We start from the raw sequence: 14,832 nt of genomic DNA, 5'->3' as shown, positions 1-14,832 counted from the left end.
TCAGGGCAGCCTGCGGAAGGTCCAGACCGACGCCGGGGGCAGGTTCCGGGCGATCCAGGCATGGCGCCGCGGCTTCAGCCGCAGCCGCCGGATCAGCTCCGGATTGACCGGGGCGAAGGGACCGTAGGTGAATTGCACGAAAACGCCGTCGGGCGCCAGCACGGAAAAGGCGCCGCGCACGATCCGCGCCTGCACCGACAGCGGCATGGCGATCAGCGGCAGGCCGGAAACCACCGCGTCGCAACTCTCCCAGCCATGGGCCTGGACGATGCGGTGAACCCGCGTCGCGTCGCCGCGCACCACCGTGGCGCTGGGGTGCAGCATCGACAGATGGTCGGCGAAGGCGGGATCGAGTTCCACCATCAGCAGATTGTCGGGCGTGACGCCATGGGCGAGCAGCGCCGTGGTGACCGGACCGGTGCCCGGCCCCAACTCCACCACCCGCCGCGTGGGGCTGCACTGGGCGGCCTTCGCCATCGCCCGGCACAGTTCAGGTCCGCTTGGAGTTACCGACGCGACCTTCAATGGTGAGCGAATCCAGCGCTCGACAAAAAGCTTGCGCTCAGCAAGTGACATCGACCGACCTCCCAACAGACGCCCGATCAAATCCTCGGCTCTGCATAACCCCTTTCTACTGAGTTACGTTTCATTGCGCCAGCCGAATGGATTTTGAACGATCGTTTAACAAAACGGTGACGCCGCCATGACGGATCCTTGTCATCGAGTATTTCAGTCGGACTCTCGCGCACGCAGCATCGACGGAGCGATGTTCTCCTTTTCTTCCACTGCACCGTTGACAGGGCTGTAACCGCCGGGCACCGTTGCGGAACCGGAAGAACGCCGGAAGGATTGGGGACCAGGGGACCAGACCAGGACATGCCGACGCTCGCACCCGATCACTCGGATCTGTTCGACGATATGGGCAAGCCGCCCCGGCTGCTGGAACTCGACGTCGCCAGGATCATGCGCAACCCGAGCATGCCGCGCCGCCATTTCGACCCGCAGGACATGCAGGGGCTGGCCGATTCGATTGCGCATTACGGGCTGAAGCAGCCGGTGCTGGTGCAGGAGGTGGTGGGCGGCCACCGCCTGGTCGCCGGGGAACGGCGGCTGCGGGCGCATGAGATGCTGGGGCTGGCGACCATCTACGCGCTGGTCACCTCCGGCAATCCGGACGAGCTGACGCTGGTGGAGAATGTGCAGCGCGTCGATCTCGACGCGCTGGAACTGGCGGAGGCGCTGGCGCGGCTGATCGACCGCTTCGGCTACACCCAGGAACAGCTGGGCCGCATCATCGGCAAGAGCCAGAGCAACGTCAGCCATACCCTGCGGCTGAACAGCCTGCCGGAGACGATCAAGCAGGAATATGCCGCCGCCCACCATGACGTGTCGCGCTCCACCCTGATCGAGATCGCCTGGATCAAGGATCTGGACGAGCAGATCGCCCTGTGGGAGCAGGTGAAGGCCGGCGACGGGACGGTGCAGGCGGCGCGCAGCCGCAAGGACGCCGCCAAGGAGCCGTCGCTGCGCACCATGTCGGCGGTCGGCCGCTTCCTCGACGCGCTGCGCCGCGCCACCGCCCGGCTGGGCGATCCGCGTGAGCACCGCGCCTATGTCGACGACATGCAGCGCCGCGAACTGATCAGCCTGCGCCGGCGCATCGACCTGCTGCTGGGCGACGATCCGGCGGTGAATTGAGGGGGTGGATTGAGGGGTGTGCCTCCTCAATCGTTCAGGAACGGGTTGTACAGCCGCTCCTCGCCGAATCTCGACATCGGACCGTGGCCGGGGATGAAGGCGATGTCGTCGCCGTAGGGGAACAGCTTGTCGCGGATCGAGGCGATCAGGTCGCCGTGGTTGCCCTTGGGGAAGTCGGTGCGGCCGACGGAGCCCTGGAACAGCACGTCGCCGACGATGGCGAGCTTCGACGGCACATGGACGAACACGACGTGGCCGGGGGTGTGGCCGGGGCAGTGACGGACCTCCAGCGTCTGGTTGCCGACGGTCACCGTGTCGCCCTCGTCCAGCCAGCGGCCGGGGGTGAAGGAGCGCACCGGGGGAAAGCCGAACATCTGGCTCTGCATCGGCATGCCGTCGATCCAGAACTGATCGTCGCGGTGCGGACCCTCGATGGGCAGCGACAGCTTGTCGGCCAGATCGGCGACGGCGCCGGCATGGTCGATGTGGCCATGGGTGACGAGGATCTTCTCCAGCGTCACGCCCTTCGCCGTCACCGCGGCCAGGATGCGGTCCAGGTCGCCGCCGGGATCGATGGCCGCCCCCTTCATCGTCTCGGGGCACCAGAGCACCGTGCAGTTCTGCTGGAACGGGGTGACCGGAACGATGGCGTACTGCATGGCCTGACCTTCGGTTCTGCGGGAAAATGGCGGAATGATCCTATGGCAGGGCGACCTTAACGCGCCCGCGACGGCTGCCGCAAACCATTCACGCGTCAATTCGATTCCGATTTTGCGCGATCCGATCTAAGGTCCGCTGGTTCCGGCCGCAAATTGCGCCTTTGGGTGGAATAGCGGACCGGTACGAAATGTTAACCACCGAAGCTTTAGATCGGGGCGGACCACCCTACCGCCGCCGCCATAATACGGATTCCGCCGGAATGCTGTCGCAGAAAGCCAAATACGCGTTGCGTGCCCTGATCATGCTGGCGGAGAAGGACAATGGCGACCTGATCCTGATCGCCGACATCGCGGAACGCGAGAACATCCCGCGCAAGTTCCTCGAAGCGATCCTGGTCGAGTTGCGCAAGGAAGGCATTCTGTTCGCCAAGCGCGGCAAGAGCGGCGGCTACCGGCTTGCCCGCCCGGCTGCGCAAATCACCTTCGGCGAGGTGATCCGGCTGATCGACGGGCATCTGGCGCCGATCCCCTGCGCCAGCAAGGCGTCCTTCCGGCCCTGCGAGGACTGTATCGACACCGAGACCTGCTCGGTCCGCTGGCTGATGGTCCAGGTCCGCGACGCCACCGCCGCCGTGCTGGACAACCAGACGCTGGCCGACGCCCTGCGCCATCGCCAATCCACCGGCACCATCGCCGCCAATTTCGACATCTGATGCTTCCCGCTTCTAGGATCCCGGCCCGCCGCCTCTGAAATCGCATTTGAGGCGGCGACCGGCCGCCCTTATGGTTGGGCGACCGAAGGATTGGGAGAAATGAGCATGTCCGACGAAAAGGTTGCCGTCATCACCGCCGGCGGCAGTGGCATGGGCGCCGCCTCGGCGCGCCGGCTGGCGGCCGACGGATTCAAGGTCGCGATCCTGTCCTCCTCCGGCAAGGGCGAGGCCCTGGCCGCGGAACTCGGCGGCATCGGAGTGACGGGGTCGAACCAGTCGAACGACGACCTGAAGCGGCTGGTCGATGCGACGATGGAGCGCTGGGGCCGCATCGACGCGCTGGTCAACAGCGCCGGCCACGGTCCGCGCGGCTCCCTGCTGGAGATCAGCGACGAGGACTGGCACCGCGGCATCGAGGTCTATTTCCTCAACGTCGTCCGGGCGGTCCGCCTGGTGGCGCCGATCATGGTCGGGCAGAAGGCCGGCTCCATCGTCAACATCTCCACCGCCTGGGCGTTCGAGCCGAGCGCCATGTTCCCGACCTCCGCCGTCGCGCGGGCCGGTCTGGCCGCCTACACCAAGCTCTTCGCCGAGCAGTATGCGGCGGAGAATGTGCGGATGAACAACGTCCTTCCCGGCTGGATCGACAGCCTGCCCGCGACCGAGGAACGGCGCCAGAGCGTGCCGATGCAGCGCTACGGCAGCAGCGAGGAGATCGCCGCCACGGTGGCTTTCCTGGCTTCGCCGGGCGCCGGCTACATCACCGGCCAGAACATCCGGGTCGATGGCGGGCTGACGCGGTCGGTGTGATTGGGGCGGTGTGATGGGGGCGGCCCGACCTGAGGCCGCGGAAACGAAAAAGGGCCGGCGGAATGCCGGCCCTTTTTCTTCAGGAGAACCTCCCGCCGGATCAATCGGCGAAGGGGTCCGTCATCAGGATGGTGTCGTCGCGTTCCGGGCTGGTCGACAGCAGGGCGACCGGGGCCTGGATCAGCTCCTCGATGTGGCGGACATACTTGACCGCCTGGGCCGGCAGCTCCGCCCACGAACGGGCGCCGCGGGTGGTGTCCTTCCAGCCTTCGAAGGTCTCGTAGATCGGCTCGACGCGGGCCTGGGAGCCGGCGTTCGACGGGTAATAGTCGAGTTCCTGGCCGTCCAGGCGGTAGCCGACGCAGACCTTGATCTCGTCGAAGCCGTCCAGAACGTCGAGCTTGGTCAGGGCGATGCCGTCGATGCCGCCGGTCTTGACCGCCTGGCGGACCATGACGGCGTCGAACCAGCCGCAGCGGCGCTTGCGCCCGGTGACCACGCCGAACTCCTTGCCCTTCTGGCCGATCAGCTCGCCGATGTCGTCCTTGAGCTCGGTCGGGAAGGGACCGGAGCCGACGCGGGTGGTGTAGGCCTTGCAGATGCCCAGCACATAGCCGACGGCGCGCGGACCCATGCCGCTGCCGGCGGCGGCGTTGCCGGCCACCGTGTTGGAGGAGGTGACGTACGGGTAGGTGCCGTGGTCGATGTCCAGCATCGTGCCCTGGGCGCCTTCGAACAGGATGCGCTTGCCGGCGCGGCGCAGCTCGTCCAGCTGCTTCCAGACGACGGCGGCGTAGGGCAGGACCTGCGGGGCGATCTCGCGCAGCGGCTCCAGGATGTCGGCCGGGGTCATCTCCGGCGCGCCCAGCGCGCGGAACAGCGCGTTGTGGTGGGCGAGCAGGGCGTCGACCTTCTCCACCAGCACGGCATCGTCGGTCAGGTCGCACAGGCGGATGGCGCGGCGGGCAACCTTGTCCTCATAGGCCGGGCCGATGCCGCGGCCGGTGGTGCCGATCTTGCCGGCGCCCTTGGCCTCTTCGCGCGCCTTGTCGAGCGCGCTGTGCACCGGCAGGATCAGCGGCACGTTCTCGGCGACGATCAGGTTTTCCGGGTTGACGGTGACGCCCTTTTCCTTGATCGCGTTCACTTCGCGGATGAAGGCCCAGGGGTCGAAGACGACGCCGTTGCCGATGACCGACAGCTTGCTCTGGCGCACCACGCCGGACGGCAGCAGGCTCAGCTTGTATTCGACGCCGTTGATCACCAGCGTGTGGCCGGCGTTGTGACCGCCCTGGAAGCGCACCACCACATCGGCCCGGCTGGACAGCCAGTCGACGATCTTGCCCTTGCCCTCGTCGCCCCACTGGGCGCCGACCACCGCAACGTTGGCCATCTCTCGTCTCCGCAAAACTTCAAAAAGGAACCGCTCAGCCTCCCGATCCACCGCAGGGTACCATCCGCGCGGCGTGGGGGCCCGTTCACCCTGAACCCAACTCGCTTGAACCCAACTTCTTTGAACGCAAGTCGTTTGAACCCAGGGTCACCCGACCGGCTTGACGTCCCCGCCGGCCAGCCAATAGCCGCAGTGAAGCCGTCTGGCTTCCGCGGCCGCATCGCCCACCGGGGCAAGCCCGGCGACCGTCACCCATCCGTCGGCACGCAGCCTGCGCGCCGTTTCCCAGCCGCTGCCATGCGGCAGATAAACCCGGCCCGGCGCCTTGGCCGCCGGAACCGCGCGCAGCAGCGTATCCATGTACAGCGTGAAGCCGGTCGCCGGCTCCCCGCGATCTTCGCCCTGCGCGCCGGCGCGGTAGCGTCCGCCCTGGCCCAGTTCGCCCGCGGCGCGGGAGAACAGGGTGAAGCTGAGGCCGGTCTGGTATTCGAAGCCGCGATGCTCGACCAGATCGATGGTCACCGTCAGGTCCGGCATCGCCGCGCGCAGCAGGGCCAGCGTGTCGGTCAGCCGGCGGCGGTCCTTCTCGGCACCCTCCGGCAGCGGCAGGGCGGCCAGCGCCTGCATGGCGCGGTCGGCCGGTCCCGACGCGTTCATCAGCGTTTCCAGCAGCGAGGCGGCGGGGCCGCCGACGGCCGCCACGGCGGCCGAGTCCTTGCGGTCCAGCGCGGCGCGCAGCTGCCGGATCTCATCCTCGCCCAGCCCGAGGCCGGCGCAGATGCGCGACACCATGGTCGGCACACAGAGATCGACCGACAGGTGCGGCACGCCGATGGCGGTCAGCGCCTGGACGGCGAGCAGGACCACCTCGGCGTCGGCCTCGGCCTCCAGCGCGCCGATCAGCTCGACGCCGACCTGGGTGAACTGGCGTTCGGGGCGCAGCTGCGATCCCTTCACCCGCAGCACCTGCCCGGCGTAGCACAGGCGCAGCGGCCGGGCCTCGTTCTTCAGGCGGGTGGTGGCGATGCGGGCAATCTGCGGGGTGATGTCGGCGCGGACCGCCATCATCCGCTGCGAATGCGGGTCCATCAGCCGGAAGGTCTGCTTGGACATCGCGGCACCGGGGCCGGAGAGCAGGTTCTCTTCGAACTCGACCAGCGGCGGATCGACGCGGCGATAGCCCTGCGCGGCGAATTCCGCCAGCAGGCGTTCGACGGCGGCCGCCTCATGCGCCGCTTCGGACGGCAGCACGTCGTGCAGTCCGGCGGGAAGCAGGGCGGAGCTCAGTGCGTCGGCGGGCATGACCAGCGTGTCTCGTTGCAGGCAGGGAAAGGGATGCCGCGGCTGATGTCGGGCACACGGGGCGGGCTAATACCCGACCCCCGCGCCGCATGCAAACGGAAAAGCCCCGCACTGTGGCGGTATCTCCCCTGCGCGTGCGATTCCGCGGCTGCTGCCGGACAAAGTGTCGCTGCCGGGCGAGGTCCGGGCAAGCGCGCAGGCGGCGGTCCTGGCGGGCGGCGGATCAGCCGGCGTCGACGGGGCCTGCGTCGTCGTCGGGAGGCAGGGCAAAGCCGCTGCCCGGCGCCATCGGCGTGACGACGGCGAAGCTGCTGCCGTCGTTCTTCGGGCGCAGCACGGTCAGGGGGCTGCCGACCACCAGGAAATGGATGATCTCGGCGATGTTGGTGGCGTGGTCGCCGATGCGCTCCAGGTTCTTCGCCATGAACAGCAGATGCGTGCAGGGCGTGATGTTGCGCGGGTCCTCCATCATGTAGGTGAGGACCTCGCGGAACAGGCTGGTGTAGAGGTCGTCCAGTTCCTCGTCGCGCTCCCAGGCGGCGATGGCCTTGTCGACGTCGCGCTCGATATAGGCGTCGAGCACCTCCTTCAGGATCGCCTCGACCAGCCGGCCCATCCGCGGGATGCCGGCCGCCGGCCGCACCACCGGCACCTGGGCCAGCGCCAGCGAGCGCTTGGCGACGTTGGCGGCATAATCGCCGATGCGCTCCAGATCGGCCGAGACCTTCAGGGCCGAGACGATCTCGCGCAGGTCCTGGGCCATCGGCTGGCGCAGAGCCAGCAGCCGCACCGCCTCCGCGTCGATGTCGCGCTCGTAGGCATCGAGCCGCGCGTCGGCCTGCATCACCTGGGAGGCCAGCCCGACGTCGCGGCGGGTCACCGCCTTCACCGCGGCCTCCACCTGGGCTTCCGCCACGCCGCCCATCTGGGTGACGAGGTTGGACAGACGCTGCAATTCCTGCGCGAAGGAGCGGACGATGTGTTCGGTACCCATGTTCGGTCGCGACGCTCCAATGATGTCCGTCCCATCCGGCGGGACCCGGAAGGCCGCCACGCGCGGGAGGTGTATATTAGCCGGTGGTCATGACGTCGGTGTGGCGGGAGTATTTCACTTTCTTGACAATAGGATGTCGCCGGAATGGCGGGAATTGACCGGCGGCATCGCTGTGACCGGGGGCCGCGGTGGCGTATTGGATTTGAAGTACCCCGGTAACTTCGTTAAAGGGAACGTTGGCTATAGTGATGCCGTCCGTAGGGGGTACAGCCCCCTGCACTGACCGGGAGGCCGTTTTTCGATGTCCGTCGCCATGTCCGTTGCGTTCCAGATGCCCGTCCGCTCCGCCGTTGCCGGAGCCCTGCTTCTGCTGGTTGCATCGCCGCTGGCGCTCGCCGCGGATCCATCCCCGGCCCCGGCCCCGGCGGCACCCACCGCATTGGTTGAGGATGTGTCCGACGGAGTCGACGGCGTGCAGCCGATGGATTACCTGGGGGCCGGCCGCACGGTCACGTTGAAGGCCGGGCAGACGCTGACGCTGAGCTATCTGGAATCCTGCGTCAACGAGACGATCACCGGCGGTTCGGTGACGGTCGGCGCCCGCGAATCGGCGGTGCAGGGCGGCAGCATCGACCGCCACACGCTGCCCTGCGACGGCGGCAAGCTGCTGCTGGCCTCCAACGAGGCAGGCAAGGCGGGGGTGACCGTCTTCCGCAGCGCCCCCATCGCCCTGCCGGGCATGAAGGCGCCGCTGCCGAAGCCGGACTTGACCCTGTTCAAAACCCACCCGGTGTTGATCCTGTCGGCGCCCGGCCCGGTCACCATCGACCGGCTGGACGTGCAAGGCATCGCTCTGAGCACGGTCAATGTTCCCGGCACCACGCTGGACACCGCCAAGAGCGGCGCCGGGCTGGAGCCGGGCGGCCTCTACAAGATCGCCGCCGGGCAGAAGTCCTTCGTCGTGAAGATCGACGAGAAAGCCGCGGCCGGCGGCGGTCCGGCGCTCGGCCGGCTGATCCGGTTCTGAGCGGCGGGCGCGGCCGTTGAACGCGATGAGGCTGCCCCGGCGCGTCCGGCTGGTCCTGCTCGGCGCGGTGGCGCCGGCGGTCGCATCGCTTCTGGTGCTGGCGGCCTCGTCCATGCTGCAGGGGCCGTCGATCGACAGCCTCTATTGGCTGCGCGAGCAGGTGCATGGCCCGCGGCTGGCTCCCGACCCCTCGCCGGTGGTGGTGGTCGGCATCGACGAGGAGACCTACCGCCGCCCGCCCTTCGCCGGCACGCCGCAGGCGCTGTGGGGACCGCGGCTGGGCACCGTCCTCGGCGCCATGCTGGATGGTGGGGCGGCGGCCATCGGCCTCGACCTTGTCCACCCGACCTCGGTCGAGACACTGATCCCGGGCTTCGAGCGCGATTACCTGCTGACGCTCCGCCGCGGCGGCAAGGAGGGGCGGCTGGTGCTGGCCAAGGTCCAGCATCAGAGCGACCCGCTGATGCCCTACCGCGGCTACATGATCGCCGCCGGGGTGAACAATGTCCGCTCGGTCAATCTGGTGGAGGATGCCGACGGCGTGCTGCGCCGGGTGCCGCTGACGCTGTCCGTTGCCGGACCCGACGGCCAGCCGAAGGCCGAGCCCGGCATGGCGGTCGAGGTCGCCTCCCGCGCGCTGAAGGCGCCGCTGGAGCGGGGGGCCGACGGCTCCGCCACGCTGGCCGGCTACCGGGTACCGGGCGGGGAGGGCAACCGGCTGCTGGTCAACCACGCCACTGCCGCAGGATCCATCCCGACCTATTCGCTGGCCGACCTCCATGCCTGCGCCGAAGCCGGCAGGACCGACTTCTTCGCCAGCCACTTCAAGGGCAAGGCGGTGATGGTCGGCACCGTGCTGGATGTCGAGGACCGCAAGCTCTCCTCCAACCGCTGGGTCACCAAGCCGGAGGGGATGAACCTTCCCGACCGCTGTGCCCTGCCGGTGATGAGCGAGCTGTATGTCGCCGGCCGCACCCGCGACAGCATCCCCGGCGTCTACATCCACGCCGCCGCCATCTCCAACCTGATCGCGCACGATGCGCTGGAGGAAACCGGCCCGACCGCCGCCGCGGCCCTGGTCCTGCTGCTGGCCGGACTGGCCGCCGTGGTGACGCTGGCGACCCGGCCGGCGGTGGCCGCGGCCGGCCTGCTCCTGCTGCTGGCGGGGTGGAGCGGGGTGGCGGTGCAGGCGTTCCAGGGCGGGCTGGTGCTGCCCTACCTCCAGGCGGCGCTGGCTGTGCTTCTGGTCTTCCCGCTGGCGCTCGGCTTCCGCTTCGCCGTGCTCGACCGCGACCAGCGGCACATCCGCAACGCCTTCAAGCTCTACCTGCCGGGATCGCTGATCGACGACATGATCGATTCGGGCCAGTCGCCCAGCCTGGGCGGGGAGGAGCGCGACCTGTCCATCCTGTTCTGCGACATCGCCGGCTTCACCAGGATGTCGGAGGGGATGGAGCCGGAAGCGCTGGTCGCCGTGCTGAACCGCTATTTCACGGTGATGACCGACATCATCGAGGCGCATGGCGGCTTCGTCGACAAATACATCGGCGATGCCGTGCTGGCGGTGTTCGGCGCCCCCTATGCCATCGACAACCATGCCCGCGCCGCGGTGTCGGCCGCGCTGGCGATGCGTCAGGCGATGGCGGACGACCCGACCCTACTGGCGACGGCCAGCGGGCGCGGCTCCAACCGCACCGGCATCGCCACCGGCCCGGCGCTGATCGGCAACATCGGCTCGCCGCGCCGCTTCAACTACACGGTGATGGGCGACACGGTGAATCTGGCCTCCCGGCTGGAGGGCGCCAACAAATACTACAACTCCGTGCTGATGGTCAGCGGCGAGACCGTGCGCCACCATGGCGACCCGGACGCCTTCCGCGCGCTCGACATCGTGCAGGTCGTCGGCCGCAGCGAGCCGGTCGAGGTGTTCGAGCCGCTGTCCGAGGCCCGCCGCGCCGATCCCGAGGACTGCGCCCAGCGCGCCGCCTACGCCGCTGCGCTGGAGCACTGGCGCGCCGGCCGGTTCGAGGCCGCCGCCGCCGGGTTCCGCGCGCTGGTGGCCGCCGACGGCGCCGCGCTGGCGATGCTGCGCAAGGCGGAAAAACGCATCGGACAGCCGGCCGAACCTGGCTGGGCCGGCGTGACCGCCCTCACCGACAAATAGATTTGCGACGACGATCCGTGTCCCGAACCGCACCCTCCGCCATGTCGATGTCCATGTCCGCGCCCCGGCGCCTCGTCCGCCTGTCCGTCCTCCTGTTGGCGGGGGGTGCCGCTCCGTTGCCGGCGCTGGCCCAGGCGGTTCCCCCGCTGCTGCCGCCTTCGCTCGACCCCAACCGGCTGGAGCAGCGCTTCGAACGGCCTGCCGTGCCGCAATCCTCGCCGGAAATCGAGATGCCGGCGCCGGAGAAGGCGCCGCCGCCGCGCGATGCCGAACGCATCGCCCTGACGCTGACCGAGATCCGCATCGACGGCAACAGCGTCTATGACGGCGACAGCTTGTCCGCCCTGTGGCGCGACAAGCTGGGCAAGCCGGTGACGCTGGCCGATCTCTATGCCATCCGCGATGCCGTCACCGCGCGCTACCGCAATGACGGCTATGTGCTGTCCCAGGCGGTGGTGCCGGCCCAGCGCATCCGCGACGGCGTGGTCCGCCTGCAGGTGGTGGAGGGCTATGTCGACGAGGTGGTCGTCCAGGGCGAGGCAAAGGACCGGCTCGGCCTGCTCCGGCGCATGGGGGAGAAGATCAAGGCCTCCCGCCCGCTGCGCATGGCCGACATGGAGCGCTACGTCCTGCTGGCCGACGATCTGCCCGGCGTGGCGGTGAAGACGGTGCTGGAGGCGTCCCCCGACACTCCCGGCGCCTCCCGCCTGACCCTGGCGCTGGAGCGCACGCCCTTCAACGGCTTCCTGTCGCTGGACAACCGCGGCACCCGTTCCATCGGCCCGATGCAGCTGACCGGCGTCGCCACCGTCGAGGATCAGCTCGGCCTGTTCGAGCGGACCACCGCCCAGGGCATTGTCACCCCGCAGATCCGCGAGCTGCGCTTCTTCGACGTCGGGCAGCTGGTGCCGGTGGATGCCGAGGGCACGACGGTGGAGTACGGCGTCCGTCGCTCCTGGTCGCAGCCCGGCGATAGCGTGCGGCCGCTCGACCTCTACAGCCTGACCACCTCCGGCCGGGTGGCGGTGTCGCATCCCTTCATCCGCAGCCGGGCGGAGACCCTGCGCGCCGGCCTCAGCTTTACCATCCGCGACAGCCGCACCGACGTGCTGGGCGATAAGCTGTCGCAGGATCGGCTGCGCATCGTCGCCGCCAACGTCTCCTACGATTTCGCCGACGGCTGGGGCGGGTCGAACCTGTTGACGGCGGAACTGTCCAAGGGCCTCGACATCCTGAACGCCACGGAATCCGGCAGCGCCAACCTGACCCGCAGCGGCGGGCGCAGCGATTTCCGCAAGCTGCTGCTGTCGGCCCAGCGCAACCAGCCCCTGACCGACCAGCTGATCCTTGCCCTCTCGGGCGAGGCGCAATACAGCCCGGACCAGCTGCTGTCGTCCGAGGAATACGGGTTGGGCGGCAAGCAGTATGGCCGCGCCTTCGATCCGTCGGAAATCACCGGCGACAGCGGCTTCGCCGGCCGGGCAGAGCTGCAATACATCCTTCCGGTCCAGGAGGACGGGCTGGATTACGCGGTCGCCTATGGCTTCGGCGATTATGGGGCGGTGTACAATTACGAAGGCGGCACGCGCCATGGTCGCCGGTCCCTCGCCTCGACCGGCGTCGGCCTGCGCTTCGGGGTTTTCCAGCGCATCGACGCCAGCGTCGAACTGGCCAAGCCCTTCATCACCACGCCGTTCAGCACGCAGGACCGTGCCCCGCGGGCTTTCTTCACGCTCTCGACCAGATTCTGAGGCGATGCGCTTGTGAAGCGGTCGGGTCCCAATCCGATTGCAAAGCGGCCGCCGCGCGACCGGCCTGTTACGGCCGGCCTGCGGCGGCAGGCGCCTGCGACGGCGGTAACGTCAGATCAGCTCGACCCGTTGGGCGACCGGCGCATCGTCCGACCCGACGACCAGATAGCGCACATCCTCGCCGTCGGCGACGATGTCCAGGCCGGACTGGCGCAGGGTGGCGCGGTCGAAATAGACGGTGGCGCCATCTTCCCACGGCTCGATCAGGCCGGACTGGCTGTCCAGATTGTACCAGCGCACCGTGCCATAGGCCATCGTGGCCGGCCCGGCCGGTTCGGACTGGCGCTCGCGCCGTTCGCGCGTCGGCTTCGGCGGACGGGCGAAGCCCTCGCCGCCATCCTCAGGCTGCGGGCCCTGTCCGGCGGCCTGACCAACTGGCTGCCCCATCGGCTGGCCCATCGACTGGGATGCCGAGGCGGCGCCGCGCGGCGGGCGCTGGTTGCGGGCGCGCGGGGCGGGCGGGGTTTCCGGCGGCGTGGCGGAGTGAATGGCGACGACCTGGGGCCCCTTGGCGCCCTGGGCCAGATCGCAGACGACCGTCGTGCCCTCGACCGGGTTGGGCAGGGAGGCGGCGGCCAGGACCGAAGCGTGCAAGAAAGCCTCGCCGGAGCCATCGGCAAGGCGGACGAACCCAAAACCCTTTTCCGGCTTGAACCACTTTACCGTCGCGGTGACGTTCGTCGCGGTGACGTTCTTCAACTCTTCGCTCAAGACAGGTCCCTTTCACGTCCTGTAGCCGGGGGAGGGGCGGCCCTGACGCTGAACTGGGCGCGGCACCGCTGTATGACCAAGAACAAAACCCCGGCGCCGGTCAGCTTATCATAAAATTCCAGAAAATGACCAGTCCAGTGATGCCCTGTAACGCGGCGGCGACTGTCGGCATCACTTGCCGGCCGGGTGGTGCGCGTAATGCGCGAATCCGGATGGCGAGAGCTTGTCCATAAAGAAGGTTCGGTTTCACAATTAATGCCGGATCATATTGCCACCAATTCGTGGATGTTCATCGCATCGCATAATACCGTTCTTGCAGAGTCCCCCTGTCCATCAGAGGTACTAAGGCCGTAAATAAAATTTTAACTAAAAAATTCGACTCATGTCTCCATCAGAACGGAGGAATGACTTATGACGACCACCGACCAGACCGCTTTTTTCGTGTCCACCAAGGGCAATGACAGCTGGTCCGGGCGGCTCGCCGCTCCCAACGCCGCCGGCACCGACGGTCCCTTCGCCAGCCTCGAGAAGGCGCGGGACGCGATGCGGGCGGGCGATGTCGACACCACCTATGTTCGTGGCGGGACCTATCGCCTGGACAAGACCCTAACACTCGACTCCCACGACGACGGCCACAGCTTCCTCGCCTACGGGAACGAGACGCCGGTCCTCAGCGGTGGGGAGCGGGTGACCGGCTTCACCTATGAAGGCAAAGGCCTTTATTCCGCCAAGCTCTCCTCGGCCAACGGCCTAGATGTCAGCATCGGCGGCGTGCGCCAGCATGCGGCGCAGACCGGCGACTTCGATCCCGCCGAGGCGGCCACCAGCGGCTGGCATGTGCTGAAGGCCAACTCCACCGGCGCCAGCAAGACCAGCTTCAACTTCTCGAACGGCGACATCCCGTCGGGGCTGAAGCCCCATGACGGTCTGGTCGTGCAGACATTCGATACGGAACGGCTGAGGGACGACATCTCAGCCGTGAAGTCGATCGACCAGTATCACCACACGGTGACGCTCGACGACGCGGCCTCCTACGCGCTGCGCACCGGCGGCACCTATCGGGTGATGAACGACGCCTCGCTGATCCGCGACGCCGGTGAATTCGGCTGGCGCGCCGGCGACGGCAAGCTGGTGGTGAAGCCGGAACATGCCGCCAGCTTTCAGTCGGACGGCGTCGTCGTCGCCCGGCTCGGCACGCTGATCAAGTCCAGCAACGCCAGCAATGTCAGCATCGAAGGGCTGACCTTCTCCGACACCCGCTATGACGGCGCGGCGCTGTCGATGCAGGGCGGGCACGGCAACTCAGTCGGCGGCAATCACTTCGTCAATGTCGGGACCGCGGTCTCGCTCGACGGCACCGACAACAGCCGCATCGCCGGCAACCATATGGAGCAGCTCGGCGACACCGGCGTTTCGATGATCCATGCCGCCGACGGCAACCGCATCTACGCCAACACCATCGAGCACATCGGCCAGATCACCAAGGGCGGGGCCGGCATCGGCGCCGTCGGCAGCAGCAACAGCATGGTCAGCAACAACGACATCACCGA

13 protein-coding genes (1 of these 13 cut by a window edge) are annotated in these 14,832 nt (G+C 68.1%); 7 read left to right on the top strand and 6 right to left on the bottom strand.

Going from position 1 to position 14,832, the window contains the following annotated elements:
- Nucleotides 1-477, bottom strand: a complete 477-nt coding sequence (locus ABNQ39_RS17540; RefSeq protein WP_376962140.1) for a class I SAM-dependent methyltransferase — start codon at nt 475-477, stop codon at nt 1-3.
- A gap of 399 nt (nt 478-876) precedes the next feature.
- Between ABNQ39_RS17540 and ABNQ39_RS17535 the strand changes: the two genes are divergently transcribed.
- Nucleotides 877-1,698, top strand: coding sequence for a ParB/RepB/Spo0J family partition protein (locus tag ABNQ39_RS17535; RefSeq protein WP_376962138.1), 822 nt, complete (start codon nt 877-879; stop codon nt 1,696-1,698).
- A 26-nt stretch (nt 1,699-1,724) separates the two neighbouring features.
- On the opposite strand, the gene ABNQ39_RS17530 is transcribed toward ABNQ39_RS17535, so the two are convergent.
- On the bottom strand, nt 1,725-2,357 hold the full coding sequence (locus tag ABNQ39_RS17530; RefSeq protein WP_376962136.1) for an MBL fold metallo-hydrolase: 633 nt from the start codon (nt 2,355-2,357) through the stop codon (nt 1,725-1,727).
- A 260-nt stretch (nt 2,358-2,617) separates the two neighbouring features.
- Here ABNQ39_RS17530 and ABNQ39_RS17525 point away from each other — a divergent pair, with 260 nt between their 5' ends.
- Together ABNQ39_RS17525 and ABNQ39_RS17520 are read left to right on the top strand one after the other, a co-directional pair.
- The gene (locus ABNQ39_RS17525; RefSeq protein ID WP_376962134.1) at nt 2,618-3,070 is read left to right on the top strand and encodes an RrF2 family transcriptional regulator; all 453 of its coding nucleotides are present in this window, start codon (nt 2,618-2,620) and stop codon (nt 3,068-3,070) included.
- Nucleotides 3,071-3,175: 105 nt separating this feature from the next.
- Nucleotides 3,176-3,880 (top strand): SDR family oxidoreductase, encoded by a 705-nt coding sequence (locus ABNQ39_RS17520; protein ID WP_376962132.1) that lies wholly within the window; start codon nt 3,176-3,178, stop codon nt 3,878-3,880.
- Between the two features lie 100 nt (nt 3,881-3,980).
- Here ABNQ39_RS17520 and ABNQ39_RS17515 read toward each other — a convergent pair whose 3' ends face one another.
- The 3 genes from ABNQ39_RS17515 to phoU all read right to left on the bottom strand — a co-directional run bounded on the left by ABNQ39_RS17515 (nt 3,981) and on the right by phoU (nt 7,569).
- Entirely contained in the window at nt 3,981-5,273 is a 1,293-nt protein-coding gene (locus tag ABNQ39_RS17515; protein WP_376962130.1) for an adenylosuccinate synthase, read from the bottom strand.
- Between the two features lie 147 nt (nt 5,274-5,420).
- Nucleotides 5,421-6,575, bottom strand: coding sequence for an ATP phosphoribosyltransferase regulatory subunit (locus ABNQ39_RS17510; RefSeq protein ID WP_376962128.1), 1,155 nt, complete (start codon nt 6,573-6,575; stop codon nt 5,421-5,423).
- Nucleotides 6,576-6,798: 223 nt separating this feature from the next.
- Nucleotides 6,799-7,569: a phosphate signaling complex protein PhoU gene (gene phoU / locus ABNQ39_RS17505; protein ID WP_376962126.1), complete on the bottom strand. Its 771-nt coding sequence runs from the start codon at nt 7,567-7,569 to the stop codon at nt 6,799-6,801.
- Between the two features lie 301 nt (nt 7,570-7,870).
- Between phoU and ABNQ39_RS17500 the strand changes: the two genes are divergently transcribed.
- The 3 genes from ABNQ39_RS17500 to ABNQ39_RS17490 are packed head-to-tail and all read left to right on the top strand — an operon-like array spanning nt 7,871 to nt 12,511.
- Nucleotides 7,871-8,596: a hypothetical protein gene (locus ABNQ39_RS17500; protein WP_376962124.1), complete on the top strand. Its 726-nt coding sequence runs from the start codon at nt 7,871-7,873 to the stop codon at nt 8,594-8,596.
- Between the two features lie 25 nt (nt 8,597-8,621).
- A complete protein-coding gene (locus ABNQ39_RS17495) occupies nt 8,622-10,760 on the top strand; it encodes a CHASE2 domain-containing protein (RefSeq protein WP_376962122.1) in 2,139 nt (712 codons plus the stop codon).
- A 53-nt stretch (nt 10,761-10,813) separates the two neighbouring features.
- Nucleotides 10,814-12,511 carry a ShlB/FhaC/HecB family hemolysin secretion/activation protein gene (locus tag ABNQ39_RS17490; protein ID WP_376962120.1) on the top strand — a complete coding sequence of 566 codons (1,698 nt, stop codon included), beginning with the start codon at nt 10,814-10,816 and terminating at the stop codon, nt 12,509-12,511.
- Nucleotides 12,512-12,622: 111 nt separating this feature from the next.
- Here the strand turns inward: ABNQ39_RS17490 and ABNQ39_RS17485 are convergent, their stop codons facing one another.
- Nucleotides 12,623-13,282, bottom strand: a complete 660-nt coding sequence (locus ABNQ39_RS17485) for a cold-shock protein (RefSeq protein ID WP_376962118.1) — start codon at nt 13,280-13,282, stop codon at nt 12,623-12,625.
- 411 nt (nt 13,283-13,693) lie between these two features.
- Here ABNQ39_RS17485 and ABNQ39_RS17480 point away from each other — a divergent pair, with 411 nt between their 5' ends.
- On the top strand, nt 13,694-14,832 hold the 5' portion of the coding sequence (locus tag ABNQ39_RS17480; protein WP_376962116.1) for a right-handed parallel beta-helix repeat-containing protein. It continues 742 nt past the right edge of the window; 1,139 of the gene's 1,881 nt are visible here — the first part of the coding sequence; its start codon is at nt 13,694-13,696; its stop codon lies beyond the right edge, outside the window.

It is taken from the genome of Azospirillum sp. A26 (assembly GCF_042604635.1).
In the GTDB taxonomy this organism is placed as follows: Bacteria; Pseudomonadota; Alphaproteobacteria; order Azospirillales; family Azospirillaceae; genus Azospirillum; species Azospirillum palustre.
Note: the sequence above shows the minus strand (reverse complement) of the source record. Positions and strands in the feature narration are given on the sequence as shown.

Excerpts from the sequence above, each read along its gene's own strand:
- ABNQ39_RS17540 (WP_376962140.1), bottom strand. The coding sequence starts at position 477 with ATGGCGAAGGCCGCCCAGTGCAGCCCCACGCGGCGGGTGGTGGAGTTG.
- ABNQ39_RS17535 (WP_376962138.1), top strand. The coding sequence starts at position 877 with ATGCCGACGCTCGCACCCGATCACTCGGATCTGTTCGACGATATGGGC.
- ABNQ39_RS17530 (WP_376962136.1), bottom strand. The coding sequence starts at position 2,357 with ATGCAGTACGCCATCGTTCCGGTCACCCCGTTCCAGCAGAACTGCACG.
- ABNQ39_RS17525 (WP_376962134.1), top strand. The coding sequence starts at position 2,618 with ATGCTGTCGCAGAAAGCCAAATACGCGTTGCGTGCCCTGATCATGCTG.
- ABNQ39_RS17520 (WP_376962132.1), top strand. The coding sequence starts at position 3,176 with ATGTCCGACGAAAAGGTTGCCGTCATCACCGCCGGCGGCAGTGGCATG.
- ABNQ39_RS17515 (WP_376962130.1), bottom strand. The coding sequence starts at position 5,273 with ATGGCCAACGTTGCGGTGGTCGGCGCCCAGTGGGGCGACGAGGGCAAG.
- ABNQ39_RS17510 (WP_376962128.1), bottom strand. The coding sequence starts at position 6,575 with ATGCCCGCCGACGCACTGAGCTCCGCCCTGCTTCCCGCCGGACTGCAC.
- phoU (WP_376962126.1), bottom strand. The coding sequence starts at position 7,569 with ATGGGTACCGAACACATCGTCCGCTCCTTCGCGCAGGAATTGCAGCGT.
- ABNQ39_RS17500 (WP_376962124.1), top strand. The coding sequence starts at position 7,871 with ATGTCCGTCGCCATGTCCGTTGCGTTCCAGATGCCCGTCCGCTCCGCC.
- ABNQ39_RS17495 (WP_376962122.1), top strand. The coding sequence starts at position 8,622 with ATGAGGCTGCCCCGGCGCGTCCGGCTGGTCCTGCTCGGCGCGGTGGCG.
- ABNQ39_RS17490 (WP_376962120.1), top strand. The coding sequence starts at position 10,814 with ATGTCCGCGCCCCGGCGCCTCGTCCGCCTGTCCGTCCTCCTGTTGGCG.